Origin of the sequence: Marivita sp., from assembly GCF_022763305.1 — a bacterium.
GTDB lineage: Bacteria > Pseudomonadota > Alphaproteobacteria > Rhodobacterales > Rhodobacteraceae > Marivita.
This window is the reverse complement of record NZ_JALEGT010000001.1, coordinates 17,505-42,122: the sequence shown is the minus strand read 5'-3', so window position 1 is coordinate 42,122 and position 24,618 is coordinate 17,505. Positions and strand designations below refer to the sequence as shown.

Genomic DNA, 24,618 nt, shown 5'->3' with positions numbered 1-24,618 from the left:
CTCAAAAGCTGCATATTTGGCGGTAGCACCCAAAACATACAGCATTTCAGACGGTTACGCTACCTCCGCCGCCTTCTCGTGAATTATCCGGGTTAGGAAAGTCCCGCCGCCAGCCACGGCATTCAGGAAGCCTGCCGAGAAACCGGCGAGACAAAGCAAAAGGAAGTCGATCATCATGGCGTGCATCCGGTTCATTGGTTGATGCGCGCCCTTGCGCCAATCGTGATTGGTCTGCAAATTGGTCCGTGAAAGGAAATCGCGATGCCAAGAAAGTCGGTGACAGACATCCAGCTTGCGATACGAACGGTTTTGAATGACCTGTCACCGGGAGAACGGCTGCCGGCCGAACGCGATCTGGCGAGGCAGCTGGGATGTTCCCGTCAAACCCTGAGGAGTTGCCTCACGCTGTTCGAAAAAGACGGTGAGATCTGGCGCCATGTCGGTCAGGGAACGTTTCGCGGATCACGCCCCCGCCATCTTCCGGTTCGCGACACACTTCTGATCGAAGGGGCGACATCGCCGGATGTCATGCAAGCGCGTATACTTCTCGAACCGATGGTCGCGGCTGAGGCTGCGCGCCTCGCAAGCCCCGAGGACGTGGCCTTGTTGCTTGAGAAGGTCGAGGCAGGTCGGAAGGCCCGGGATCGCGCAGCCTGCGAACAAGCGGACGATGCTTTCCACCGGGCGCTCGCACAAATCTCAGGCAATCCGATCCTGTCCGGCTTCCTGAATTATCTCTCCAACGTCCGGCGCCGCGTCGCCTGGCAGCGCGAATGGGACAGAACCTACCGCCGCATCGGAACAAACGCGTTTCAGACGCTGCACAGCGACCAGCACCAGACGATCGTCGATGCGATCATCCGGCATGACACGGCAGCGGCAGCGTCGTCCATGACCGAGCATCTGAACACCGTTCGCATCGACATGTCGCTGACTGATCACTGAAGACCTGAACTGTCCGAATGGCGGCACCCATCGCAGTCTCCGGTGTTTCCACACCAATCTCACACCGCGAAAATTCCAGCTGTCCAACCTCAGCTTAAACGGGTCAGTCGAGGGTGATTTGATAAGGGAGGGTTTCTGGCACATCGTGACCACCAAGGAGTGGACATGAGACAGAAACCCGGAGCCGGGCAGAGCCACGGCGGTCACGAGATGCCGTCAGGTTGCAGGCTCGTCAATCACAGCGTTGACAAGCGTCCCGACGCCGGTGATTTCGACCTCGACAGACATGCCGGGCTCAAGGAACAATTGCGGTTTGCGGTAGCGGCCAACACCGCCCGGCGTCCCTGTCACGATCACGTCACCCGGCTTCAGAGTGAGGACGGTTGAGGCATAGGCAATGATGTCGGGAATGCCGATGGCCAGGTCCGAAATCGGCGCATGCTGTTCGACATGACCGTTGACCCGCGTCGTCAGAGTTTGTGCACGGATGTCGCCCACCTCATCGGGGGTCACCAACGCTGGTCCCATCGAGCCGGATCGCTCAAAACTCTTGCCCGGCCAGAACTGCGTGGTGTGGTTCTGGTAGTCACGGATCGAGCCTTCGTTCACGCAGGTGTAACCGGCGATGTGATCCCATGCGTCCTCTGATGCGATATGGCGCCCGGCTTTTCCGATCACAAAAGCCAGTTCGCCTTCATAATCGAATTCCCGGCTGGCCCGCGGGCGTTCGATTGGGGTGCCGTGGCCGACAAGGCTCTCTGGGTAGCGGGTGAAAAGCGAAGGGTACTCCGGGTGCGGACGGCCGGATTCTATGATGTGCGGAAGGTAGTTCAAGCCGACGCAGATGATCTTGTCCGGATTATGCACAGGCGGAAGCAGCATCACGTCCGACAGCGCAATTTCGTCCCCCAGACCTTCGAGTTTTGACACGGCACCAGCGGCTAGAACCGATTTCAGGTCCGGAAACTCAGGCAGTACGCGCCCGGCATCACGGATTTTGTCGCCGTTGAGGGTTCCGTAGGAGATTGTCCCATCGTTGCGGGAAAAAGTGACCAGTTGCATACGTCAGTGCCTTGTCTTTCTGTAAGCGCCTCAGGCGAGGCTTTCGATAAAGGGGGTAAATTCCGTGTCGATGAAGCCCAGCACAGCTTCGTCCGTCAACACGCCTTCTGTCAGCTTGTCATTGGCCTGAGTAACCAACACCTCTTTGCAGGGATGCGTCCGCGCAAGCATGCCGTTCAACACGTATTTGAGATGAGCCTGCGCCCGGACGCCGCCAGTGACACCACCAGAGACAGTCACGATAAAGCATGGCTTGTCCTTGAAGACGGACGCATAGGCCGGACGCGAGGCCCAGTCGATGGCGTTCTTCAAAACGCCGGGGATAGAATAGTTGTATTCCGGTGTTACGAACAGCACCCCGTCTGCCGCGCCAACCTGCTCCACGAAACGCGCCACGGCCGGATCATTGAGGACGTCCGCATTGTAATGCGGCAACGCGCCGATGTCAGCGACGTCAAAATCGGCTTTGTCGACGAATCGCGCCTCGATGGCACGTGCCGTCGCACGCGCTGACGACGCTGCACGCAGACTTCCGGGGATGATCAGGATTTTGGGCATGAGGTGCTTTCACAAACGGGCCAGCCAGGTGGCGATTGAGGGAAAGGCGATGATGACGACAAGCGAAGCCAACATCGCCAAGATAAAAGGAACCGCGCCGCGGAATATCTCGCCCACCTTGAGGTCAGGATCGTCCATCGCAGCCTTGATCGTATAGACCGACAGACCGAAGGGTGGCGTCAGCAGACCGATCTCGACCGAGATCACTGTGATCACGCCGAACCAGATCAGATCGAGCCCGGCGGCTTGCGCAATCGGCAGGGAAATCGGGAGAACGATCAGCATGATCGAGATGGAGTCGATAAGACAGCCTAGCGCCACGATCAGCACGACATAGGCCAGCAGAAATCCGTAAGGACCGATGTTCCCGGTCAGAACCCATTCGGAAAGTTCGCGTGGCACCCCTGACAGCGCCAGCATCCGGCTGAAGAATGTTGCTGCAAGGATCAGAAAGAGTACGGATACGGTGATCTGCCCGGTTTCGACCAAGAGACTCCACAAGGTCTTGCGGTCCAGCGACCTGCGCAAAAGGGCGATGACCAACGCACCAAAGGCTCCGGCTGCGCCCGCCTCGGTCGGGTTGAGGAACCCGCCGTAAAGTCCCCCAAGCACAAGGATCATCAGCGACAGGATAGGGATGGATTTGGCGAAAATCTGCAGGGTGGTAATGTCGTCATAACTGGCGTGGTCGCTCGACTCGAAAACAAAGTCGCGCCGTGTCCACGCGAGCAGCAGGATCGTCAGGGTAAAGGCCACAGCCAGCAACAATCCCGGCCCGACACCTGCAAGAAACATCCGCCCCACGGATTGTTCTGCCAGCACGGCATAGACGATCATCAGCAGCGAGGGCGGGATCATCATGCCCAGCACAGATGACCCGGCGACAACTCCCGTGGAAAACCGATTGGTGTAGCCATGACGGCGCATCTCGGGCACCGCAATCCGGCTGAAGACGGTGGCAGATGCGATCGAAATTCCGGTGATCGCAGCAAAGACCGCATTGGCAAAAACGGTTGCCACACCCAGCCCTGCTGTCACCCGGCGCAGCAGTCTTTGAAATACGTCGAATGTGTCTTTGCCAACGCCCGAGACAGTGACAAGCAGTCCCATGAGAACAAACAGCGGAACGACCGCAAAGAGGTATTCCTCGAGGCTGTCATTGGCGACTTGCGTCATCATCCGCACGGCAACCGTATCGCTGCGGATAAAAGCAACACCGCCGAAAGACACGGCCAGCATACCGATGCCAATAGGCATGCCGATCAGGATCAGCACAACCAGAAGCAGGATTGCGATCAGCCCGATGTCGAACGGAGTCATGAGGAAGCCCTTACGGCCCGGACGGCGCGCATGACACGGAACGCGAATTCGATTGCGGCAACCGCAAAGCCAGCAAGCACCAACACCCGAAACGGCCAAGTCGGAAGTGTTGCGATACCCGGCACGCCGATAAATTCGGCGGCGTCAAAATCCTTTCCCACGACCCGCAAGGACGACCACGCAATAAGACCCAGAACAACCGCGCCCACAAGGTCGTACATCCCGTTCAGGACCGCTCCGGCTTTGGGGTTGCGTTCTGCGAAGGGGACGATGAACACCTCGGTACGGGCCAGACGACCTGCGCGCACAGTGGCCCCCAATTGCAGAGCGACAAGCGTCACAACAAGCAAGGCGCCACCCTCCGAGACCAGTGGAAGCGAGGCGCCCGCCATGTTCCGCGCAACGATATCGGCGCAGATGATCAACATCAAAACGCCGATCAGAAGCGTGCCAAGAGCCGCGAAACCTTCGACCAGTCGGCTCCAGGCACGTTCGAAACCCGTCTCCTGCACCTCCCCACCGGGGGAGGTGCCATTGTTCGTGAGCGTCTCCACAGCCGCGCCTTACTTGTCCCAATCGCGGGCGGGTGTTTCACCCCGCGCGCGCAGACCGTCCATGTAAGCAGCAAGGAATTCCTTTGCAGGAATGCCGCGTTCTTCCAGCGGAGCAGCCCAGTCATTTGCGACATCAGGCATCTTGTTGACCCACTTCACCAACTCACCATCCGGCATGTCGACAATGGTAGCACCCAGCTCGACCATCTTGTTCAGGGCAGCTTCGTGCCGCTCAACAAGGTCTTTGCCGTGCTCTTCGGTGTAGTAGCGGCCGGCTTCGATCATGGCATTCTGCACTTTTTCAGGCAGACCATCCCAGCTGTCGCGATTGATCGCCACGGCACCGGAAAACGCACCACCTGCGTCAAAGCGATTGATGTAGGGGGCAACCTCGTAAACCTTGATCGGCAGCGCACCCAGCGCAAGTGTCAGAACGCCGTCGGACACGCCTGTCTGGATGTCGGTATAATAGGTGGTCAGCGCGCCATCGACAGCGTTTGCACCGGTGCCGCGCAGCCAGGTGCCCAGCACCCCTGGTGCCGAGATCTTCATCCCGTCAATATCGTCGATGCCAGTCAGCGGCTCCTTCAGATAGAGATCGTAGAGGTCCGTGCCCGTCAACCCGAGCACTTTGAGGTTGTGCTGTTCCCATTCATTCAGGAAGGCCTCGTTGGTCTCAAGAAGCTCCTGATGGACCTGCAATTGGATCGCCGGGTTCGAAGTCGCAAAAGGTGCGTTGGACGAGGCCTGGCTCAGTGGCAGCTTGGCCTGTTCAAGAAACGAAAAGACCCAACCGATGTCGGTGATCCCTTCCTCGACCGAGGTGAGTGTGGCATTGGCCTTGTAAAGCTGGCCGCCAAAAGCCTCGTTCCATTCAATCTTGTAGTTGCCGCTTTCCGCGAGGATTTCGTCCGTCTTGGCCATGAAATGGCTTTTGATCATGCCGACCCAAGGCACAACGGTCGGGTGACTGGACGCAACGGTCAGGTTGATCGTCTCTTGGGCCGAAACCGGCACCGCCAACAGGGCGCCTAGAACGGCACCGCGCAGATAAGTCATGGTCTTCCTCCCCTTGGATGCGGCCTTTGCTCCGCCTTGCTGTTGAACGACTAGCTTGCCTTCCTCCGAGCAAGCTCGTCGCGAATTTCGTCACCATGTTCGTCAAGAACCGGCGGCGCTGAAACATCTGTCTCTGGTGCGCCGTCGAAATTGTACGGTGGGCGCACGGTGGTGAAGGTGCCCAGCTCCGATGATGGTGCCTCGACCTTGATACCCAAATGGCGGGCCTGCGGATCCTCCAACGCTTCGTCGCTGTCATACGCGGGCGAGTGCGGGACTTCATGTTCGAGCAAAAGATCGGACCAGGCATCGCGGGTCTTGGTTCTGAAAACCGGAGTGAAATGCGCAATCAGATCGTCCTGATACTTGATCCGTTCAAGCCGCTCGGCAAACCGCGGGTCTTCCTTCAACTGTTCCTGACCGGTCGCCGCCAGCAATCCTTCCCAGAACTTCGTGGGCGACGATAGATGGATCGCGATCCATTTTCCGTCACGGCATTCGAACGTGTAGGATTGCGACACCACCGGGCGCGACAATGGCCCCATGACCTCGTTCACCGAGTAATAATGCGTGAAACTGTCGAGGTTGAAATGGCACATCGCCTCCAGCATCGAAATGTCGATGCGCCGGCCTTTTCCGGTCTGCGACCGTTCCAACAGCGCAGCCAGACAGGCCATCGCTGCGTATTGTCCAGTCACCGCATCGGCGATCGCCGGACCGATCACGCGTGGGTTGCTTGGCGGTGTCAGCAGCCGCAGATAGCCCGAAGCCGCCTGCGCGACGGTATCATAAGCTGGGCGGTCCCGCGATGGACCGGATGTTCCGAAACCTGAAATGGCACAATAAATGAGGTCAGGCCTGATCTTGCGCAAATCGTCCTCACCCGCACCCAGCTTTTCCGCCACACCGGGCCGGAAGTTCTGGATGAACACATCGGCTGTTGCGACCAGATCATGCAAGACAGCCAGATCGTCCGGGTCTTTCGTATCCAAAGCGATGGACCGTTTGTTGCGATTGTAGGTCTGGTAGTGCGGGCTGTAGAGACCACCCTTGAACGCGCGGAACGGGTCACCCGTGCCCGGACGTTCAACCTTGATCACGTCAGCGCCCAGATCGGCCAGATGCATGCCGGCAGCAGGCCCGGTGATGTAGGTGCCCAATTCGATGACGCGGATGTTCTTGAGCGGTTTGACCATTTGATTACTCCGCTGCTTTTGTGTTGCGGGACGAAGTCTTGCCGTCATAGGCAATGGCCTCATCGGCCTTGTGGGACATGATGAACCCGATGGAACGCTGAGCCTCTTCGAAGAGATGCGCCGACAGACCAGCCGCGCGGGCCAATAGCGGCACCGCCTTGATGGCTTCCAACGGCCAACCCGCATCAAGGATGCAAGCCGGAATCGCGCCCGATACGTTGATCGGCAAGGGTCGTTCGATGATGCCTGGGGCATGTTTGCCGAGGATGCGCAGCGTTTCGATATACCTACCGGAAACCCCCAACTCATCAGCTATGGCGAGCAGACGATCCGCGCGGGGATCCCCTCCCGAGTGCTGCGGATGACCAAGGCCCGCGACCTTGCGCTTGTTGATCTTATGGTCCTGAAGGCTGGCAATCGCGGCCGTCTCAATGTCGGTTCCATCAGCCTCAGCCTTGGCGATGACCTCGGCAAGATACCGTCCGGCGGCTTCGGATGACCCGGCAACCACGCTGCCCATACCCAACAGCCCCGCCGACATGGCCCCCTGCCACGCGTCCGGTCCCGCTGCCAATGTCATCCGCGCGGCTTGCACCGAGGGCACCAATCCATGTTCGGCAATCGCAACCAGACAAGCATCCATCATGTCGCGCTGCGCTTCGGTCGGCTTGTCACCAAGCACCAGAAGCCAGAAATAATCGGTGAAATTGATCTTACCGATCAGGTCGTCACACAGATCCAGACCACGCACGGTAATCGTTTCCGAGTCCGATGTGGCAATTGCGGTGAAGGCTTGGTTCTGCTTGCCGATGCGCATGTGTATATGCTCCTTTTCGCATTGCGAAAATTTTTTCTCTTGTCGAAAAATATGAGCGGCCCTAGGTTCGGGTCAAGCAATTATGTCGCTGGCGCGCTGCGTCAGCCACACGGGGAGGAGAAATCATGCGCGATATCAACGAGTTCACGATCACCGAAGCTGTGAAAAAAACTTTCAAGACCGAAGAAGGCAGCCGCTTCGAGCAGCTCTTGCACAGTTTCATCGAGCACGTGCATGACTACACCCGCGAAAACCAGGTCACGCATGAGGAATGGATGGAAGTCCTCATGTTTCTCTATGATTGCGGGCAGATTTCCACGCCGGAACGTCATGAATTCATTTTGCTTTCGGATGTGATCGGCTGGTCTGCGCTGGTCGATATGATCAACACGCGCGGCGGAGCAACCGAAGGCTCGAACCTTGGCCCCTTCTACCTCGACAATGCACCGCGCAAGGCGCTTGGCGCGGACCTGTCCGATGGTCGCGACGGGGTGTGCGTGCTCGTTCATGGCAAGGTCACCGACTCGCTCCACAACCCTCTGCCCGGTGCCATCGTCGACACGTGGCAGGCCGATGCCGCAGGCACTTATCCCATCCAGGAGCAGGAACAGGGGCAGGACAAGATGGACCTGCGCGGCGTTTTCGAGGCTGATGAAAACGGGCGCTACTACTACACCACGGTCCTGCCCAAGCCCTATACCGTCCCCTATGATGGCCCGGTTGGGCGACTTCTGCGCGCCGGCAATCGCCATGCGTGGCGCCCCGCCCACCTGCACTACATGGTGCGGTCTCCGGGCATGAGTTCGATCACCACCGAAGTGTTCTTCGAGAACATGGAATATCTCGACAACGACGCGGTGTTCGGAGTGCGCAAGTCGCTCATCGCCAAAATGAAGCCCGCAAAGAATATCGATGATCTGGGTTACACGCTCACCAAGACACCTGATGCCGTCTGCGAATTCGACTTCGTTCTGGCTCCGGAAGGCTGAAACAAGTGAGCGTCGCTGACGACAAACCGGCAGAGTTCGTAGAGGCATTGGCCAAAGGCATCGCGATTCTCGAATCCTTCGATGCCTCCAATCCTGAAATGACGTTGTCCGAGGTGGCACGCCGCGTCTCGCTGTCGCCGGCCGCAGCGCGACGCTCTTTGATGACGCTCGAATCGCTGGGATATGTCGGGCGCCGGGACAAGCGCTTTCACCTGCGGCCAAAGCTGATGGCCCTGGGATCGGCGTTCTACGTGACAGCGCAGATTGACGAAATCCTGCGCGAAGACCTGCGAGCAATCGTAGACCAGTTTGGCGATGCCTCCTCGGTCGGTGCGCTTGATGGAGAGGACGTGATCTACGTTGCGCATGTGTCCGTACAGCGCGCGCGCCGAGCGGCCGCTGTGGCAGGTGCGCGCTATCCGGCCTATGCCACGTCGATGGGGCGCGTGCTTCTTGCCGGGCAGACCGACGATGCGCTGGATCGCTATCTGGCGCAGGTCGAGATGGTCAAACTCACCTCCAAGACCTGCACCAACACAAAAGCCCTGCGCGCGGAAATCATGGTCGCCCGGCGCGAGGGCTATGCCACCACCGTCGATCAACTCGACTATGGCATCACCGCTCTGGCTGTCCCCGTGCGCGATGCGGACGGTCAGACCGTCGCAGCCTTGAACACGTCCGGCTACACCGGGCTCGTCACCCCGGATCAACTTGTTGCCGAAAGGTTGCCCGCGCTGCGCGAGGCAGCCGCTCATATCGGCCACCAACTGACCCGCTACCCGATGCTGCGCGCCGCGCTGGCGGGATAAAGAACTTTCAGGGAGGAGACCCAACCATGTGCAGACTTTGCAGTCCAACCACGCCCCGCGCGCTGTGCCCCGCCAGGCCACCGCTCTTTTCGCCACCGACCGAGACAAGCTCCGGCGCGGCGGCAGCGCAGGCCGCGCGCACCAACATCACCGCCGCCCCGCTTCCCGAACTTTCGGGTGAAAAAGGCACGCGCATCCTGATCAAGGGTGGCGTTGTGATGTCGGTCGATGACGCGGTCGGGAATTTTGCCAAAGGTGACGTGCTGATCGAAGGGTCCAAGATCGTTGAGGTCGCAGCCCATATCGACGCCGCGGATGCACACGTCATCGACGCATCGGGCAAAATCGTGATGCCGGGCTTTATAGACACGCACCACCACCAGTTCGAAACCGGGCTTCGGTCGTCTCTGTCGGATGCCATCGTGGTCAATGACGGCAAGCCCGAAAACGCCCGCAACTACTACGAGGCAATGCTGCTCGGGTTTTCGCAGCACTATCGCCCGGAAGATGTCTATATCAACGAACTCTACGGCGGTCTGGCCCAGCTTGACGCCGGAGTGACCACGGTCATGGATGTCAGTCAGATCCATCACTCCGCTCAGCATTCAGACGCTGCCATCGAAGGTCTGCGCGATGCCGGGCGCCGGGGCGTATTCGGCTATTTCGAAGGCTGGTGGGACGGCAAGGAACATCCCGGTGGCGCACGGCGCATCCGCGAGCAGTATTTCAGTTCGGATGACCAGCTTCTGAGCATGGTCATGGGTGGCGAGATCTACATCGAAGGCTACGAAGAAATGTGGCAGATCGGCCGCGAGCTTGATCTGCAGATTGCGCTGCATGTGGTGACCACATTCGGCATGACCCCGACCTTTGACGCGCTGGCAAAGAAAGGCGTGTTCGGTCCGGACAACATCTTCATCCACATGACAGGCATGACCGATGATGCATGGAAAGCGGCAGCCGATGCCGGTGCGCATGTCTCGCTCTCTGTACCTATCGAAATGCACATGCGCCACGGTCAGCCGCCGATTCAAAAGGCGCTTGACCTTGGTATGTCCGTATCACTGTCGTCAGACGTCGAATGCACCATGTCGGCGGATTTCTTCACCCAGATGCGGGGCATGATCACGTTGCAGCGCATGCACGCCAACGAACTGGCTCTGGGCGGCGGCGACCACCCAAGCCTGATGCGTTGTTCGGATGCCATTCGTCACGCCACAATCGAGGGCGCGAAAGGTCTGCGGCTGGACGGCAAAACAGGCTCGTTGACGCCCGGCAAGGAGGCCGACATCATCCTGCTCGACGCAGAGGCACTCAATGTTGCACCGCTCAACAATGCGCCCGGCGCGGTTGTGACGCTGATGGACCGCACCAATGTCGACACCGTCATGGTCGCAGGCAAGATCCGCAAGTGGCAGGGACAGCTTCTGGGCCATGACCTTGATAAACTGCGCTCCGAACTGGAGCAAAGCCGCGACTACATTTTTGAAAAGGCCGGCGTGCAGCAGGATCTTTTCGCCTGAATGGCAACCCGACCGGGCGTACTCCAACGCCCGGTTATCAGGAGGCAGACCATGCTTTTCCCAACGACCCTCGTCGGCAGCTATTGCCAACCCGACTGGCTGATCGACCGCGACAAGCTTAAAGGCCAGTTCCCCCCACGCACCCGAGCCGCCGAACTGTGGCGCATCCCGGAGCCTTTTCTGTCTCAGGCACAGGATGACGCAACGCTCGTGGCCATCCGTGAACAGGAAAAGGCAGGTCTCGACATCATCACCGATGGCGAGATTCGTCGCGAAAGCTATTCCAACCGCTTTGCCACGGCGCTTGAGGGTCTCGACCTTGACAACTATGGCACCGTGATGACGCGCTCTGGCAGTCCGGTTCCGGTGCCGCGGATCAGCGGACCTATTCGCCGCGCGCGACCGGTCGAGGTCGAAGACCTGAAATTCCTGCGCGCCCATACCGATCGCAAGATCAAGATCACCCTGCCCGGCCCGTTCACAATGAGCCTTCAGGCGCAGAACGATCATTACGGTTCGACCGCTGACGCTGCGATGGATTATGCGCAGGCGGTCAAAGAGGAAATCGCGGATCTCTTTGCTGCCGGAGCAGATATTGTTCAGCTTGATGAACCCTGGCTGCAGGCCAAGCCTGACATCGCTTCCGACTATGGCATCGAGGCCATCAACAAGGCGCTGGAAGGTGCGGCAGGCACCACGGCCGTGCATATCTGTTTCGGGTACGCCGCGATGACAAAGAAACGACCTGAAGGCTATTCCTTCCTTCCACAGATGAAGGACTGCCTCTGCGATCAGATCAGCATCGAAACGGCTCAGGCCAATCTTGATACGTCCGTTCTGGAAGAGCTGCGTGGCAAGACGATCATGGTCGGTGTGCTCGACCTGTCGGATATGAACGTGGAAACACCTGAAGTCATTGCACAGCGTATTCGTCGCGCCCTGCCGCATGTCGACGCTGAAAAGGTCGTGGTCGCCCCGGATTGCGGCCTGAAGTACCTGCCTCGCGATGTGGCCTTCGGCAAGATGAAGGCCATGGCAGACGGCGCCGCGCTCGTCCGTGCCGAATACGCTGGCTAAGATATCGGAAAGGAAATCCCATGGTTGACACGTCCTTGCGCAAGATCCAGACCCAAGGCGTACACCACATTACGATTATTGGAGCTGACCGTCAGACATCGATCGATTTCTGGGAAGGAACGCTGGGCATGCCGTTCATTTTTGATCAGCCCAATCTGGACGATCCGTCTCAGGGCCATCTTTACTTCGATCCCGGAGATGGCCGCCTGATCACGATTTTCACGTCCGAAGATCGCCAGCCTGACCCCACTCCGGTGCCAGAGGATACCGGTTCGCTGCATCACCTGGCTCTGAACGTGAGCCAGGCGACGTTCTGGCAGGTTCCAGCCCGCCTTGACGCACGGGGCGTCCCCCATTCGGGACCGGTCGACCGTGGGTTCATGGACTCGATCTATTTCCGCGATCCTTTGGGCCTGCGGATCGAATTGGCGTCTTACAGGTTTGAACCGCCTGAAGGCTGCCGTCATGCAGATGTGATGATCGAAGCCCATCGCATCCGCGTCGCGCGCGGCGACCACAACATCGACAAGGAACATCTTGCGGACGCCATCGAACTGCTGGTGCGGCGCGACCAGCAATCTCTTTCAGAAGATCGGGGCGCGCGAAACCCCTACTGACAGTCGGCCTGTCATTCAGGAAACCGATCCGGGTTCCGGCGCCTCGGTCAGCTTTTGGCGTCGTCGTCCCGCTTTACCTTCTTCACGGCATCCCCCATCGACAGGCCAAGCTCGTCTCCGATGGTCTTGAGAGCTGGAATTTGCACTGCCATTCCGAGGATTGAATCGAGCGCCTGATTGACCGGCTGGACTAGCATCTTCAACCAAAAACTTGGGGTGAGCATCGGTTAATTGACAGTCTTGGCGCAACGCACTCAGACATCTCTTAGCCCGACTTGGCCGTCGCGTCGCCACGCGCATGCCCCAGCTGACGGTCGATTGCTTAGACTCCCCGAAAATACTCGGTTAAACACCTCTTCACTCTTCCCCGACCCAGACCTCAAAACGAGTCTGGGACGAATGCAAAGAGATGCACGCAATGGCGGCCACGATGGTGGCAAGGAAGGCTGCAAGAGACCAAATGCCGCCCGCAAAACACAATAATATCAAATATTTGATGCGATTCAATGGCGGAGGCTCAGGGATTCGAACCCTGGGGACGCTCTCACGCCCAACGGTGTAGGGTAGGCTGCCGGGTCCTGTTGAGACAGGATAACCAACAACCCCCCTCCGAACCGTGCTTGCGGCTTTCACAGCACACGGCTCTCCAGTTCTCCATACGCGCTAATGGAGGAGCAGGTGGGATTCGAACCCACGGAACGCGCGAACGTTCATTCGATTTCAAGTCGAACGCAATCGACCACTCTGCCACTGCTCCTCAATCCGCTACTACTTACGTGCAACAGCCGGGTTTGCCAAGTCCTTGATGGAGATTCCATCGTAGGAGCCGATGTGAATACCCACATGGCATTTATGACAGACCGGGACTTGTTTACGGTTGATAGCCTGCAAGATCCGCGTGAAGCCTTTTGCCTTATCTTTTCGGAGATGTTTGACGTGGTGCATCTGGATGCCTTCGGTCTCTCCGCAGATTACACAGTCTTCGTCCAGCTTTGTTCGTGTAAGGTATTTAATCCCAAGTGTGACTTGATCCGAGGGACCTTTGCCACATTTGAAATCCATCCGATTTTTCTTGAAGCTGCGTTGTAGCGCAAGTTCAGAAAACTTGATGACCTTTCCGTCTTTATCCCATTTCTTGGGGACTTTGCATCCAACCCCGTGCTTCCGGAAGAGTTTCCGTAAGGAAATTCTCTTTTGGTTGCAGAGGGTTTTTGCACACGAATATTGAAGAAGATACTGGAGGTAGTGAAGGCTACGCGGATTATCCACGAATGAATAGTAGTTCCGGTAGCCTCGTATAATGCCATTGTAGGCTTCTACGATTTCCCAGTCTTCTTTGTTGATCCAAGCGCGTCGTGCTTGGGGCTGGTTGGTGCCGTCGATAAAGCCATTTTCCCGAAGCCTTTTAAGAATTTTCTCAGTAGGCATCCTCATGTAAGTGAGGTGGGCAGTATTTGTCCGACGTTTGATCAGCGTTTTGCCACGAGGTGGTAAGCTGCGTTGAACAATATTGTCTCCAGAACCGATAGTTATACTGGTTCCGAGAAAAACAGCTTCTTCTTTCCTGGCGTTCCTGATGGCCGTCTTCTCATCGCTGAGTTCCAGTTTGAGTTTTCCAAGGAAAAACTCGGTGGCTTCGGCTTTGAATTTCTCCGCCAAGTGGCGGGGTCCGTCGATAGCTGTTAGCCAGTCGTCAGCGTAGCGCACGTATACTACCCGGATATGTTCGGGGTCGTTGTGCATTAGAGATGGGGTGTGGAGTTTCCCCTTGACGAGTTCGGCGTATCTCTCTGGAGAGACACGTTTCTTGCCATTCTTGATCCTGTTCAGCTCTTTGACGTAATACGTGTATTCCGGGTTGGTCCGTTTACGTTGGGACTTCTCGTGATTGGCGATCCAGTCCTCTACCCACATATCAAACTCATGTAAGTAGATATTAGCCAAAATAGGACTAACGATACTCCCTTGGGGAGTCCCGATGATGGAGTTATGGTGGATGTTACCCTCCATATACCCCGCCCTAAGAGTTTTCCAGATTAGGTCCAAAAATCGTTGATCCTTGATCCGCCTCTTCAGGATATCCATGAGAACGTGGTGGTCCACATTATCGAAGCATCCTTTGATGTCTCCTTCGATGAACCATGAAACAGCGTTCCATGAACGAACGACCTGTAGGCAACTGTGTGTCCCTCTTCCATCGCGGAAGCCATGAGATCGTTCAGAGAATGTTGGCGTGGAGCCATCATAGATGCATTCGAGAATCATTCGAATGACCTCTTGAACGATTTTGTCTTTGGGGGAGGGAATTCCCAAGGGCCTCGTCTTACCGTTCGCTTTGGGGATATGCATCCTTCTTGCTCTGGTAAAATCGAAACTCTGGTCCTTCATCTTGCGGATAGTGTTATTGATGGTCGACATAGAGAAGCCATCAATGGTTTTGTTATCCGCCCCCGCAGTCATGTTACCGGGTTCACTTTTGATCTTTTCGTAGGCGATGATATAGAGTTCTTCCATATACATCAGACGGTATAGATCTTTGTTTTCCCAGTTAGGGTCAGCATTCAGCGTCTTCAGTTTCTGAAGTCTTAATAGGCCTTTGTTATCCATCCGGATAAACCTCCTCATCCTTCAGCTGAGAACCTGTCGCCCTTCGTCTTCTACGATCATTACAACCGTCATTATACCGCACAGCGGAACGACTACTACGGCGACTCCGATACCATAGGGATTACTCCCCTTAGGCATTCCCGAATTTTGCGAGAAACTGGTTATAGGTTGCACTTAGGTTCCCGTTTCGTCCGTTGGCATGCTTCGCGCATGCTTCCCTTTGCTGTGTGGCAGAGGAAACTTGAAAACCTTTTCCTCTGAGCAAAGTCGACGGTATCGCGAGTTTTTCCGTCAAGGGTCGCAGTGGTCCCGGATAGACTGGGGTTCAATCAGTGTAGATTTAACCATATGCAACTTAACTGCGGCGTTCTCCTTGGCTACAACTCGTTCGCCTCAACGCCGCTTTTCCACGGATGCTATGTTCAGCCTTCTCTTTCGATCCGACCTAACCGCGGTGTTTTACACACATTCACACAGTGTGGAATAGACTCCTATTCTACCAATTTCACGCCGAAATCGGCGCACTTTCAAGACCGCCGCATTCGACCACTCTGCCAAACCTCCGGTGGCGAGTGACATAGCCCCACGTCTGCGATTCTGAAAGCGGCGTCGGGGGAAAATCTGCGCATTGCCACCGTCAGACTTTTCTTGACGCATCGAAGCCTGTAAGCTTTGCGCAAAAGAAAGAGCGGCGCGGGGTGTCATGCCCGGACATGCGCCCGAATGGGCATAGCAGAAGGCGAGCAGGCAATGGACAGCACGATCACCAACTCTCCGCTCTGGCGCAGGGCGCGCGCGACCGCGATGTGCGGGGTGGCGCTGATTGCGCTGGTCGCCTGCGACGGGGCCAATCTGCCGGCATTCCTGCAGGGGGGCCAGGGGGCGTCTGCCACCGATGGCACCGCAGCTCCGGGCACCCGGTCGACGCGGCTGGTGGAACGCGATGTCGAAGCGCCCGAAGTGTTCTCGGTCAGCGAGAATGGTCTCTGGGACGGGCGCCCGTCGCTGGGCGGTGTCTGGGCCGCGCATCCCGACGTGTCCGAACCCGAGCGGGTGATCATCCGCAACGAAACAAACGGCAATTTCGTGATCGGCGCGCTGTTCCGCAAGGAACGCGAAACCCCCGGTCCGCGCCTGCAGATCTCCTCCGATGCCGCAGCAGCCCTTGGGGTTCTGGCAGGCGCGCCGACGCAACTCAACGTGGTGGCCCTGCGCCGCGAGGAAGTGCCGGACGACGCCACATCTGCCCCGCCGCAGGATGCCCCCATCGGAGACGGCGGCTTTGACGCGCCCACCGACGTGGCCGAAACGACGCTCGACCCGATTGCCGAATCCGCGGCCGCAGCCCTTGATGCGGCACCGCCCCCTGCCCCCGCAGCAGCCCCGGCCCCTGCGACATCGACGCTCGACAAGCCCTTCATCCAGATCGGCATCTTCAGCATCGAACAGAACGCCAACAATACCGCCACCGCGATGCGCCAGGCTGGCATGGTGCCCACTGTTCTTGAACAATCCTCGAGCGGCAAAACCTTCTGGCGCGTGCTTGTCGGACCGGCACAGACCCGCGCAGAGCGCAGCGCTCTGCTTGCCAAGATCAAGGATACCGGCTTTACCGACGCCTATGCCGTCACCAACTGATCCGACCCCGCAGGTATGACAGGAGAGCTGCCATGATCCGCAAATACCGCGCCTTCGTCTCCGCCGGCCTTGCCGCGCTGCTGTTGTCGACAAGCTCAGCCAGCGCCTTCGACACCCGCGCCTCGGCCGCCTTCGTGCTGGACGAAAAGACCGGGACCGTCCTTCTGGCCAAGAATGCGGATGTCCCGATGCCACCCGCATCCATGTCCAAGCTGATGACGCTCTACATCACCTTTGAGGCGGTGCGCGACGGGCGGTTGCGGCTTGACGAGGAACTGCCCGTCTCGGCCCATGCCAATTCCTTTGGCGGCTCGACGCTGTTTCTGCGCCAGGGTGAACGCGTCACTGTCGAGGACCTGATCCGCGGGATCATCGTTCTGTCGGGCAATGACGCCTGCGTCGTGCTGGCCGAAGCGCTGTCGCCCGACGGCACCGAGGCCGGCTTCGCCCGCATGATGACCCAGCGCGCGCAGCAGATGGGCATGACCAATTCGATCTTCAAGAATTCGAGCGGCTGGCCTGCCGAAGGCCATGTGATGTCGATGCGCGATCTCACGCTTCTGGCCCAACGCATCATCGAAGACTTCCCGGATTTCTATCCGATGTTCGCCGAGAAGGAGTTTCTGTTCGACGAGGCTGAATCCTCCAACCGGTTCAATCGCAACCCGCTTCTGGCGCTGGATATCGGTGCGGACGGTCTCAAGACAGGCCATACCCAGGAAGCGGGCTATGGGCTGGTCGGATCGGCCAAGCAGGGCGACCGGCGGGTGATCTTCACCATCACGGGGCTCGACACGGCACAGGCTCGTGCGCAGGAATCCGAGTCCATCGTCAACTGGGCCTTCCGCCAGTTCGCTGAAAAGACCGTGACCCGCGCCGGTGCCGTGGTGGCCGAGGCCGATGTCTGGATGGGGGCCAGCGACACAGTCGGGCTGATGGCGAAAGAGGATGTCACCCTGCTCTTGCCGAACACGCCCGGCCAAGGTGTCACCGCCGAAGTGGTCTATACAGGGCCGATCGAGGCGCCGATCGCGGAAGGGCGGCAACTGGCCGAGCTGATCATCAGCCCGGAGGGCCTGCCTGAGCATCGCATTCCGCTCTTTGCGGCCAGCGCCGTGCCGGCGAGCGGCTTTGTCGCCCGCATGATGAGCGTGTCGCAGGTGCTGCTGAGCCGCCTGCAAGCCCCGGCCGAGGGCACGATGTGAGCCGATCCGGGCTGTTCATCAGCTTTGAAGGGATTGATGGCTCGGGCAAATCCACACAGGCGCGGATGCTGGCAGACCGGCTCCGCGCGCAGGGCGTCGATGTAATCCATACCCGCGAACCGGGTGGATCACCGGGGGCCGAGGAAATCCGCGCGCTCGTCCTGCAAGGCGATCCCGACCGCTGGTCTGCCGAGACTGAGATCCTGCTTTTCACCGCCGCCCGCCGCGACCATCTGGAACGCACGATCCAGCCCGCGCTTGAGGCGGGCAAGGTCGTGATCTGCGACCGCTTTGCTGACAGCACCCGCATGTATCAGGGCCTTTCGCGCGGCAACCTGCGGGCCAAGGTCGACGCGCTGCATGACCTGATGATCGGGGTGGAGCCGGACCTGACCCTTCTGATCGACATGGACCCCGAGGTGGGGCTCAGCCGCGCCAAAGCCCGCAAGACGCTGGAAGAACGGTTCGAGGATTTCGGTGCCTCGCTGCAGATGGCGATGCGCGCCGGCTTTCTTGATCTCGCCCAGGAATACGCCGACCGCTTCCGCGTGATCGACGGCGCGCGGGATGCGGACAGCGTTGCAGAGGATGTCTGGGCTGCGGTAAGCCCGCATCTGACATGAGTGACGCAACACAGCCAGAACCAGACCGCATCGACGGCGCGCCGCATCCGCGCGAGACCGTCAAACTCTATGGTCAGGACGCCGCGCAGGCGGATTTCCTGCAGGCCTTCAGCTCTGACCGATTGCATCACGGCTGGCTGATCACAGGCCCACGCGGGGTGGGCAAGGCCACGCTCGCCTGGCAGATCGCGCGGTTTCTGCTGGCCACGCCCATCGCACAGGACGATGGCCTCTTCGGTGCCCCGCCCCCCCCGACCGATCTCCATATCGCATCAGACCACCCGGTTGCACGGCGAATCCTCGCAGGCTCGGAACCCGGTCTTTTTGCCTTGCGCCGTCCATATGACGACAAGGCGAAACGCCTGAAGGCCCAGATCACCGTGGATGAAGTGCGCAAGCTCAAGGGGTTCTTTGCGCTGTCCTCTGCCGATGGCGGGCGCCGCGTCGTGATTGTCGACGCTGCCGACGACATGAACGTCAGCGCGGCCAACGCGATCCTCAAACTGCTGGAGGAACCGCCGGACCGCACGACGCTGCTTTTGGTCAGCCACCAGCCCTCGCGGCTTTTGCCGACCATCCGGTCCCGCTGCCGCGAATTGCGGCTGGCACCACTCAACGCCGCCGACATGGCGCAGGCGCTTGCGGCAACCGAGATCGACCAGACCGTGTCCGACCCCGCCGCTTTGGCCGCGCTGTCCGGCGGGTCGGTCGGCGAAGCCGTGCGCCTGATGCAGCAGGACGGGCTGAAACTTTACGCGGATCTCGTCAAACTGCTTTCCACCCTGCCCAATCTCAGCCGTCCGCACGCCATCGCGCTGGCTGAAAGCGCCGCCGGGCGCGGCAAGGAAGAGCGGCTCGACCTGCTTCTGGGCCTCTTCGACCGCGCCCTGACCCGTCTTGCCCGAACGGGCGCGACAGGCCAACCGCCCTCACCCGAAGCCGCACCAGACGAGGCAGAGACCTTCCAGCGTCTCTGCCCGTCCCCCACGGCTGCCCGGCAATGGGCGCAACTGGCACAGGATCAGGGTGAACGCCTGCGCCATGGGCGCGCGGTGAATGTCGAGGCGGGATCGCTCCTGCTCGCCAGCTTCCTTGCCCTGCAAGAGGGCTGCCCCAGGTCGTAAGCCACGTCTTGACGCCCCTGCCTGCATCCCTGATACCAGCCTCATGTCTATACCACAGATCACCGACAGCCATTGCCATCTGGACTTCCCGGATTTCAACGACGAACGCCCCGAGGTGATCGCCCGGGCGCTCGACGCGGGCGTGCGCCGCATGGTCACGATCTGCACCCGCCTGCGCCTTGAGCCGCAGGTCCGCGCGATTGCCGAAGCGTTCGACCCGGTGTTCTACGCCGCAGGCACCCATCCGATGAGTGCGGCGGATGAACCGCTGACAACCGTCGATGAACTGGTCAAGCTGGCACAGCATCCGAAATTCGTCGGCATCGGGGAAACCGGGCTCGATTACCACTACACCGCCGAAAGCGCCGACATTCAGAAAACCTCGCTGAAGGTGCATATCGAGGCGGCGCAGGAAACCGGCCTGCCGCTCATCATCCACGCCCGCGCGGCAGATGACGACATGGCGTACATCCTCACAGATGGGTTCAAGACCAAGCCCTATACCTGCGTGATGCATTGCTTTTCCTCATCCGCCGAACTGGCCCGCGCGGCATTGGACCTTGGCTTCTACCTCTCCATGTCCGGCATCGCCGCCTTCCCCAAAAGCCAAGAGCTGCGCGACATCTTCGCGGCCGCCCCGGTGGACCGCGTGCTGGTGGAAACCGACAGCCCCTACCTCGCGCCCCCGCCCCATCGCGGCAAGCGCAATGAACCGGCCTACACCGCACACACCGCCCGCGTCGGAGCCGAGATCTACGGCATGGACTATGCCGATTTCGCCGCCCGGACCGAGGCCAATTTCGACCGCCTGTTCTGGAAAGCCGCGCAATATGAGGCCGCCGCATAATGGGCGAGATGCGCTTTACCATCCTCGGCTGCGGATCCTCAGGCGGAGTGCCCCGCCTTGGTGGCCTCTGGGGCGCATGTGATCCCGACAACCCCAAGAACACCCGCCGCCGCTGTTCCATGCTGGTCGAACGTGTGACCGACGCAGGCACCACCCGCGTCCTGATCGACACCAGCCCCGACATGCGCGCGCAACTGCTCAGCGCCGGGGTCGGAGAGCTGGACGCGGTGGTCTACACCCACAGCCATGCCGACCATGTGCACGGGTTGGATGACCTGCGGATGATCGTCTTCAACATGCGCAAGCGGCTGCAGGTCTGGGCCGATGGCGACACGCAGAACGATCTCTTCTCGCGTTTCGGCTATGCCTTTGTGCAACCCTCGGACAGCCCGTATCCGCCGATCCTCGACATGAACACCATCGACGGTCCTGTGAGCATTGACGGCGCAGGCGGCACGGTCACCCTGACCCCGTTCAAGGTCAACCACGGCAGCATCGACGCCTTGGGGTTCCGCATCGGCGATCTGGCCTACCTGCCGGATGTCGCCAAAATCCCCGATGATGTCTGGACCGATCATCTGCAGGACCTCGATGTCTGGATCCTCGACGCCCTGCGCCGCGATCCGCACCCGACCCATGCGCATCTGGCGCAGTCGCTGGAATGGATGGACCGGGCCAAACCGCGCAAAGGCGTGCTGACCAACATGCATATCGACCTCGACTACGCGACCGTCGAGGCCGAGACCCCCGACCACATCACACCGGCCTATGACGGCATGGTGATCACGCAGCCGCTGGCGTGACCCCAACCGTGCGATACGGCGGTCGTACCGTACGGGCGCGCGGCTGATGCAGGCGCTGCTCGACATCATTCTGCCAGTCTTTCTGGTCGTCGGCTTCGGCTACCTGGTGGCGTGGCGCGGGCTGCTGTCGGCGGCCTCCATCGACGGGCTGATGTCCTTTACCCAGAACGTCGCTATCCCCTGTCTGTTGTTCCGAGCGATCTGGACACTGGACCTTGGGGACAGCTTTTCGCTGCCGCTTCTGGTCAGCTTCTATTCCGGGTCCCTGACCTGCTTCTTCGTCGGTCTTCTGGGCGCGCATTACCTGTTCAAGCGCGACTGGGAAGATGCGGTGGCGATCGGCTTTACCTGCCTTTTCGCGAATTCCGTCCTTCTGGGCCTCGCGATCACGGAACGCGCCTTCGGGCCGGACGCGCTGGCCGCCAACTACGCGATCATCGCGCTGCATTCGCCCATCTGCTATGGCTTGGGCATCACCACCATGGAATTCGTCCGCGCCCGCGCCACCGGCAAACCGAACCGCGATTTGCCCGTGACCGTGGTCAAGGCCATGTTCCGGAACGCTCTGGTTGTCGGCATCGCTCTGGGCGCGGTGTTCAACGTTCTGAACGTCACGCTACCGGCGACCTTCACCGATGCGCTCGACATGATGGTGCGCACCGCCCTGCCCGCCGCGCTCTTCGCGATGGGGGGCGTGCTCTATCGCTACCGGCCCGAAGGGGATTTGCGGATCATCCTGTTCATCTGCGCGATCAGCCTGCTCTTGCACCCGTCGATCACATGGACCCTCGGCACCGCCTTCAATCTCGACGACAGCGCCTTCAGAAGCGCGGTCTTGACCGCCGCGATGGCACCGGGCGTCAATTGCTATGTCTTCGCCAATATCTATGGTCGTGCCCGCAGGGTGGTGGCGTCCTCGGTGCTGGCCGCCAGTGCACTTTCCGTGATCACGGCCTGGTTCTGGTTAGGCACCCTGCCCTGAACATCCTCTAGATTTAGCGGCGTTGCACAGCCTTGCCCCGAAACCCGGTGGCCCGGTTGCGGAACCTTGTGCCGAAGGTTCGCGTTTCCTTGGTGAACCGCTGCCAAACGGAACCCGAACCATGACCCGCATGATTGCAACATTTCTGCTGACGCTGATGCCGCTGACTCTGTCGGCCGAGACCCTGCCCGAGGTGATCGGCACCTATGTCACGGATTTCGATCTGAGCCAGCTGGACACCAATGCGGAAAACCGGATCCGTGCCATTCACGACCGGAGCGATCTGGCCCACGGGATGAAGCTCTTGCTGGTGCATGAGGAACTGCAGAAGGCGGGGGCTTTGGAACATGCAAACGTACACGGCATTACGCCTCAGCCGTTCCAGCTGTCCCAGGCAGACTGATCCTCACATTGCAACACAGGACAAACGCGCCGCCGTGTCGGCGCGTTTTGCATGTCGCACAGTGTATTTGACATGCACCCGCGCTTCGCGCATAAGAATTGTATCCAAACGGATACAAAATGACCGATCCAAAGAAATCCCCTTTCTCCAGCGGCGAGGCAGCCTATGCCAGCCTGATCGACGCCCTGCGCGGCGGTGAGTTCGCCCCCGGTGACCGGCTGCGCGAAGAGGACGTGGCACAGCGGCTCGGCCTGTCCCGGACACCGGTGCGCGAAGCGCTGCGGCGGCTTGAACTCAGCGGGATTGTCGAACACCGCCCCCGCATCGGAGCGGTGATCCGGAAACTTTCGCGGACCGAAGTGGTCGAGCTTTACGAGATGCGCATCGTTCTGGAACGCACCGCCGCCCGCATGGCGGCACAGCATGGCTCCGCGGCTGAATTCGACGCGCTGGACGATATGAACGCCCGAATCCTCGATGCGCAGGACACTCCGACGCTGGGTGCCGCCATCAATCAGGACTTTCACGAAGCGCTCTACCGTGCCGCCCGCAACCGCTTCCTGCTGGCCTCGGCTGAGGCAATCAACAACGCGCTGATCCTGCTGGGGCCGACCACCTATCTTGACCCCGACCGCATCCGCGTCGTCGTCTCGCAGCACGGCGATGTGATCACCGCCCTGCGCCAGCGCGATGGCGACCGTGCTGCCGATGCGGCCGAAGCACATCTGCAGACCTCGCTTCGCTACAGGCTCAAGGGGATCGCCACGTGATCGTGATCCTGCGGACCTTTGCCATTGCCGGCACAGGCGTTGCCCTGTTCAAGCTGCTGCACCTGCCCCTGCCATGGTTGATGGGGCCGATCTTTGCCTGCCTCGCCGCCGCGTTGGCCGGGGTCCCGATGCGCGGGTTCAAACCGCTCAACGACACGATGCGAACGATCCTCGGCGTCGCCGTTGGCGCCACCTTGACCCCTGCCGTATTGGCGACCTTCCCGGCCATGTGGCCCACCCTGCTCTTGGTGCCGATCATGGTTGCCGTGATCGGTGTCATCGGTGTGCCCTATTTCCAGCGGTTCTGCGGATACGATTTCGCCACCGCCTACTACGCCACCATGCCGGGCGGACTTCAGGACATGATCATCTTCGGCGAAGAGGCCGGGGCCAATGTCCGCGCGCTCAGCCTTATTCATGCGACACGGGTGATGGTGATCGTCGTCGCCCTGCCTTTCCTGCTCATCGGTATCTGGGAGGCGGACCTGTCCAACCCACCGGGCGCACCCGCAACCAGCATCCCGCCGCTTGAACTGCTGCTGATGGCTGTCTGCGCCATCACCGGCTGGCGGTTGGCGAAACGGGTGGGCCTGTTCGGTGCGTCGATCCTCGGGCCACTGATCGTGACGGCGGCGCTGACACTCGCAGGTGGCCTGCACAACCGCCCCCCTGCCGAGGCGATCTGGGCGGCACAGTTCTTTATCGGCATGACCATCGGCACCAAATACGCCGGGATCACAATGGGTGAGATCCGCAAGGATCTGGCGGCAGGCCTGGGCTTTTGCCTGATCCTGATCGTGCTGACCCTGATCTTCGTCGAGGCGATCTATGGTCTTGGCCTTGCCCCCGGAATGGAAACCCTGCTCGCCTTTGCTCCGGGAGGTCAGGCGGAACTGACCGTTCTCGCGCTGATCGTGGGCGCAGACGTGGCCTTTGTCGTGGCGCACCATGTGTTACGGATTTTCGTCGTCATCATGGGTGCCCCCTTGGCGGCGCGGGTGTTCCGGACGCGGTTTACAAAGTAGCAAACTGTATTTTGCAAACTTGCGCATTCTGACAAGGTTCTGGAATCCGATATGGTCAAGACAGC

At 59.7% G+C, this 24,618-nt stretch carries 24 protein-coding genes and 2 tRNA genes; 16 read left to right on the top strand and 10 right to left on the bottom strand.

The genetic code is table 11. The features are described 5' to 3' along the window. Nucleotides 1–261: 261 nt before the first annotated feature. Nucleotides 262–945: an FCD domain-containing protein gene (locus tag MRY75_RS00200; protein WP_292305129.1), complete on the top strand. Its 684-nt coding sequence runs from the start codon at nucleotides 262–264 to the stop codon at nucleotides 943–945. Nucleotides 946–1,161: 216 nt separating this feature from the next. On the opposite strand, the gene MRY75_RS00195 is transcribed toward MRY75_RS00200, so the two are convergent. Genes MRY75_RS00195 through MRY75_RS00165 form a run of 7 tightly spaced genes read right to left on the bottom strand, consistent with a single transcriptional unit; the run spans nucleotide 1,162 to nucleotide 7,511 of the window. Then, on the bottom strand, nucleotides 1,162–2,007 hold the full coding sequence (locus tag MRY75_RS00195) for a fumarylacetoacetate hydrolase family protein (RefSeq protein ID WP_292305128.1): 846 nt from the start codon (nucleotides 2,005–2,007) through the stop codon (nucleotides 1,162–1,164). Nucleotides 2,008–2,037: 30 nt separating this feature from the next. Then, entirely contained in the window at nucleotides 2,038–2,565 is a 528-nt protein-coding gene (locus MRY75_RS00190) for an NAD(P)H-dependent oxidoreductase (protein ID WP_292305127.1), read from the bottom strand. A gap of 9 nt (nucleotides 2,566–2,574) precedes the next feature. Next, a complete protein-coding gene (locus tag MRY75_RS00185; protein ID WP_292305126.1) occupies nucleotides 2,575–3,885 on the bottom strand; it encodes a TRAP transporter large permease subunit in 1,311 nt (436 codons plus the stop codon). Then, entirely contained in the window at nucleotides 3,882–4,439 is a 558-nt protein-coding gene (locus MRY75_RS00180) for a TRAP transporter small permease subunit (RefSeq protein ID WP_292305125.1), read from the bottom strand. Before MRY75_RS00180 ends, MRY75_RS00185 begins: the two co-directional genes overlap by 4 nt. A 9-nt stretch (nucleotides 4,440–4,448) precedes the next feature. Next, the gene (locus tag MRY75_RS00175; RefSeq protein WP_292305124.1) at nucleotides 4,449–5,498 is read right to left on the bottom strand and encodes a C4-dicarboxylate TRAP transporter substrate-binding protein; all 1,050 of its coding nucleotides are present in this window, start codon (nucleotides 5,496–5,498) and stop codon (nucleotides 4,449–4,451) included. Between the two features lie 50 nt (nucleotides 5,499–5,548). Beyond that, nucleotides 5,549–6,694: a CoA transferase gene (locus MRY75_RS00170; RefSeq protein ID WP_292305123.1), complete on the bottom strand. Its 1,146-nt coding sequence runs from the start codon at nucleotides 6,692–6,694 to the stop codon at nucleotides 5,549–5,551. Nucleotides 6,695–6,698: 4 nt separating this feature from the next. Next, nucleotides 6,699–7,511: a citryl-CoA lyase gene (locus MRY75_RS00165; RefSeq protein WP_292305122.1), complete on the bottom strand. Its 813-nt coding sequence runs from the start codon at nucleotides 7,509–7,511 to the stop codon at nucleotides 6,699–6,701. 125 nt (nucleotides 7,512–7,636) lie between these two features. On the opposite strand from MRY75_RS00165, the gene MRY75_RS00160 reads away from it, so the two are divergent. Genes MRY75_RS00160 through MRY75_RS00140 form a run of 5 tightly spaced genes read left to right on the top strand, consistent with a single transcriptional unit; the run spans nucleotide 7,637 to nucleotide 12,526 of the window. Then, entirely contained in the window at nucleotides 7,637–8,500 is an 864-nt protein-coding gene (locus tag MRY75_RS00160) for a dioxygenase (protein ID WP_292305121.1), read from the top strand. 5 nt (nucleotides 8,501–8,505) lie between these two features. Further along, on the top strand, nucleotides 8,506–9,309 hold the full coding sequence (locus MRY75_RS00155; protein WP_292305120.1) for an IclR family transcriptional regulator C-terminal domain-containing protein: 804 nt from the start codon (nucleotides 8,506–8,508) through the stop codon (nucleotides 9,307–9,309). 26 nt (nucleotides 9,310–9,335) lie between these two features. Beyond that, a complete protein-coding gene (locus tag MRY75_RS00150; protein WP_292305119.1) occupies nucleotides 9,336–10,832 on the top strand; it encodes an amidohydrolase family protein in 1,497 nt (498 codons plus the stop codon). Nucleotides 10,833–10,883: 51 nt separating this feature from the next. Then, nucleotides 10,884–11,909: a uroporphyrinogen decarboxylase family protein gene (locus MRY75_RS00145; RefSeq protein ID WP_292305118.1), complete on the top strand. Its 1,026-nt coding sequence runs from the start codon at nucleotides 10,884–10,886 to the stop codon at nucleotides 11,907–11,909. A gap of 35 nt (nucleotides 11,910–11,944) precedes the next feature. Then, a complete protein-coding gene (locus tag MRY75_RS00140; RefSeq protein WP_292305131.1) occupies nucleotides 11,945–12,526 on the top strand; it encodes a VOC family protein in 582 nt (193 codons plus the stop codon). A gap of 507 nt (nucleotides 12,527–13,033) precedes the next feature. On the opposite strand, the gene MRY75_RS00135 is transcribed toward MRY75_RS00140, so the two are convergent. The 3 genes from MRY75_RS00135 to MRY75_RS00125 form a co-directional block, all read right to left on the bottom strand. Further along, nucleotides 13,034–13,137: transfer RNA gene (locus tag MRY75_RS00135), tRNA-OTHER, on the bottom strand. Nucleotides 13,138–13,193: 56 nt separating this feature from the next. Continuing rightward, nucleotides 13,194–13,283: transfer RNA gene (locus tag MRY75_RS00130), tRNA-Ser, on the bottom strand. 11 nt (nucleotides 13,284–13,294) lie between these two features. After that, entirely contained in the window at nucleotides 13,295–15,133 is a 1,839-nt protein-coding gene (locus MRY75_RS00125) for a reverse transcriptase domain-containing protein (RefSeq protein ID WP_292305117.1), read from the bottom strand. A gap of 804 nt (nucleotides 15,134–15,937) precedes the next feature. Between MRY75_RS00125 and MRY75_RS00120 the strand changes: the two genes are divergently transcribed. The 10 genes from MRY75_RS00120 to MRY75_RS00075 all read left to right on the top strand — a co-directional run bounded on the left by MRY75_RS00120 (nucleotide 15,938) and on the right by MRY75_RS00075 (nucleotide 24,553). Next, nucleotides 15,938–16,771: an SPOR domain-containing protein gene (locus MRY75_RS00120; RefSeq protein WP_292305130.1), complete on the top strand. Its 834-nt coding sequence runs from the start codon at nucleotides 15,938–15,940 to the stop codon at nucleotides 16,769–16,771. Nucleotides 16,772–16,803: 32 nt separating this feature from the next. Then, nucleotides 16,804–17,976 (top strand): D-alanyl-D-alanine carboxypeptidase family protein, encoded by a 1,173-nt coding sequence (locus MRY75_RS00115; protein ID WP_292305116.1) that lies wholly within the window; start codon nucleotides 16,804–16,806, stop codon nucleotides 17,974–17,976. Then, nucleotides 17,973–18,599: a dTMP kinase gene (gene tmk / locus MRY75_RS00110; RefSeq protein ID WP_292305115.1), complete on the top strand. Its 627-nt coding sequence runs from the start codon at nucleotides 17,973–17,975 to the stop codon at nucleotides 18,597–18,599. Before MRY75_RS00115 ends, tmk begins: the two co-directional genes overlap by 4 nt. Continuing rightward, entirely contained in the window at nucleotides 18,596–19,723 is a 1,128-nt protein-coding gene (locus MRY75_RS00105) for a DNA polymerase III subunit delta' (protein ID WP_292305114.1), read from the top strand. The genes tmk and MRY75_RS00105 overlap by 4 nt, the downstream gene beginning before the upstream one ends. A 43-nt stretch (nucleotides 19,724–19,766) precedes the next feature. Beyond that, entirely contained in the window at nucleotides 19,767–20,570 is an 804-nt protein-coding gene (locus tag MRY75_RS00100; protein WP_292305113.1) for a TatD family hydrolase, read from the top strand. Further along, nucleotides 20,570–21,373, top strand: coding sequence for an MBL fold metallo-hydrolase (locus MRY75_RS00095; RefSeq protein ID WP_292305112.1), 804 nt, complete (start codon nucleotides 20,570–20,572; stop codon nucleotides 21,371–21,373). The genes MRY75_RS00100 and MRY75_RS00095 overlap by 1 nt, the downstream gene beginning before the upstream one ends. A 46-nt stretch (nucleotides 21,374–21,419) precedes the next feature. Beyond that, a complete protein-coding gene (locus MRY75_RS00090; RefSeq protein ID WP_292305111.1) occupies nucleotides 21,420–22,355 on the top strand; it encodes an AEC family transporter in 936 nt (311 codons plus the stop codon). A 121-nt stretch (nucleotides 22,356–22,476) separates the two neighbouring features. Beyond that, nucleotides 22,477–22,758, top strand: coding sequence for a hypothetical protein (locus tag MRY75_RS00085; RefSeq protein WP_292305110.1), 282 nt, complete (start codon nucleotides 22,477–22,479; stop codon nucleotides 22,756–22,758). A 119-nt stretch (nucleotides 22,759–22,877) separates the two neighbouring features. Further along, nucleotides 22,878–23,528, top strand: a complete 651-nt coding sequence (locus tag MRY75_RS00080) for a GntR family transcriptional regulator (RefSeq protein ID WP_292305109.1) — start codon at nucleotides 22,878–22,880, stop codon at nucleotides 23,526–23,528. Further along, a complete protein-coding gene (locus MRY75_RS00075; protein WP_292305108.1) occupies nucleotides 23,525–24,553 on the top strand; it encodes an AbrB family transcriptional regulator in 1,029 nt (342 codons plus the stop codon). Before MRY75_RS00080 ends, MRY75_RS00075 begins: the two co-directional genes overlap by 4 nt. The last annotated feature ends 65 nt before the right edge of the window (nucleotides 24,554–24,618 follow it).

Coding starts and splice junctions, on each gene's coding strand:
- MRY75_RS00195 (WP_292305128.1), bottom strand. CDS start 2,007: ATGCAACTGGTCACTTTTTCCCGCAACGATGGGACAATCTCCTACGGA.
- MRY75_RS00115 (WP_292305116.1), top strand. CDS start 16,804: ATGATCCGCAAATACCGCGCCTTCGTCTCCGCCGGCCTTGCCGCGCTG.
- MRY75_RS00170 (WP_292305123.1), bottom strand. CDS start 6,694: ATGGTCAAACCGCTCAAGAACATCCGCGTCATCGAATTGGGCACCTAC.
- MRY75_RS00200 (WP_292305129.1), top strand. CDS start 262: ATGCCAAGAAAGTCGGTGACAGACATCCAGCTTGCGATACGAACGGTT.
- MRY75_RS00175 (WP_292305124.1), bottom strand. CDS start 5,498: ATGACTTATCTGCGCGGTGCCGTTCTAGGCGCCCTGTTGGCGGTGCCG.
- MRY75_RS00085 (WP_292305110.1), top strand. CDS start 22,477: ATGACCCGCATGATTGCAACATTTCTGCTGACGCTGATGCCGCTGACT.
- MRY75_RS00160 (WP_292305121.1), top strand. CDS start 7,637: ATGCGCGATATCAACGAGTTCACGATCACCGAAGCTGTGAAAAAAACT.
- MRY75_RS00150 (WP_292305119.1), top strand. CDS start 9,336: ATGTGCAGACTTTGCAGTCCAACCACGCCCCGCGCGCTGTGCCCCGCC.
- MRY75_RS00105 (WP_292305114.1), top strand. CDS start 18,596: ATGAGTGACGCAACACAGCCAGAACCAGACCGCATCGACGGCGCGCCG.
- MRY75_RS00095 (WP_292305112.1), top strand. CDS start 20,570: ATGGGCGAGATGCGCTTTACCATCCTCGGCTGCGGATCCTCAGGCGGA.
- MRY75_RS00120 (WP_292305130.1), top strand. CDS start 15,938: ATGTGCGGGGTGGCGCTGATTGCGCTGGTCGCCTGCGACGGGGCCAAT.
- MRY75_RS00145 (WP_292305118.1), top strand. CDS start 10,884: ATGCTTTTCCCAACGACCCTCGTCGGCAGCTATTGCCAACCCGACTGG.
- MRY75_RS00125 (WP_292305117.1), bottom strand. CDS start 15,133: ATGGATAACAAAGGCCTATTAAGACTTCAGAAACTGAAGACGCTGAAT.
- MRY75_RS00080 (WP_292305109.1), top strand. CDS start 22,878: ATGACCGATCCAAAGAAATCCCCTTTCTCCAGCGGCGAGGCAGCCTAT.
- MRY75_RS00190 (WP_292305127.1), bottom strand. CDS start 2,565: ATGCCCAAAATCCTGATCATCCCCGGAAGTCTGCGTGCAGCGTCGTCA.
- MRY75_RS00090 (WP_292305111.1), top strand. CDS start 21,420: ATGCAGGCGCTGCTCGACATCATTCTGCCAGTCTTTCTGGTCGTCGGC.
- MRY75_RS00165 (WP_292305122.1), bottom strand. CDS start 7,511: ATGCGCATCGGCAAGCAGAACCAAGCCTTCACCGCAATTGCCACATCG.
- MRY75_RS00100 (WP_292305113.1), top strand. CDS start 19,767: ATGTCTATACCACAGATCACCGACAGCCATTGCCATCTGGACTTCCCG.
- MRY75_RS00185 (WP_292305126.1), bottom strand. CDS start 3,885: ATGACTCCGTTCGACATCGGGCTGATCGCAATCCTGCTTCTGGTTGTG.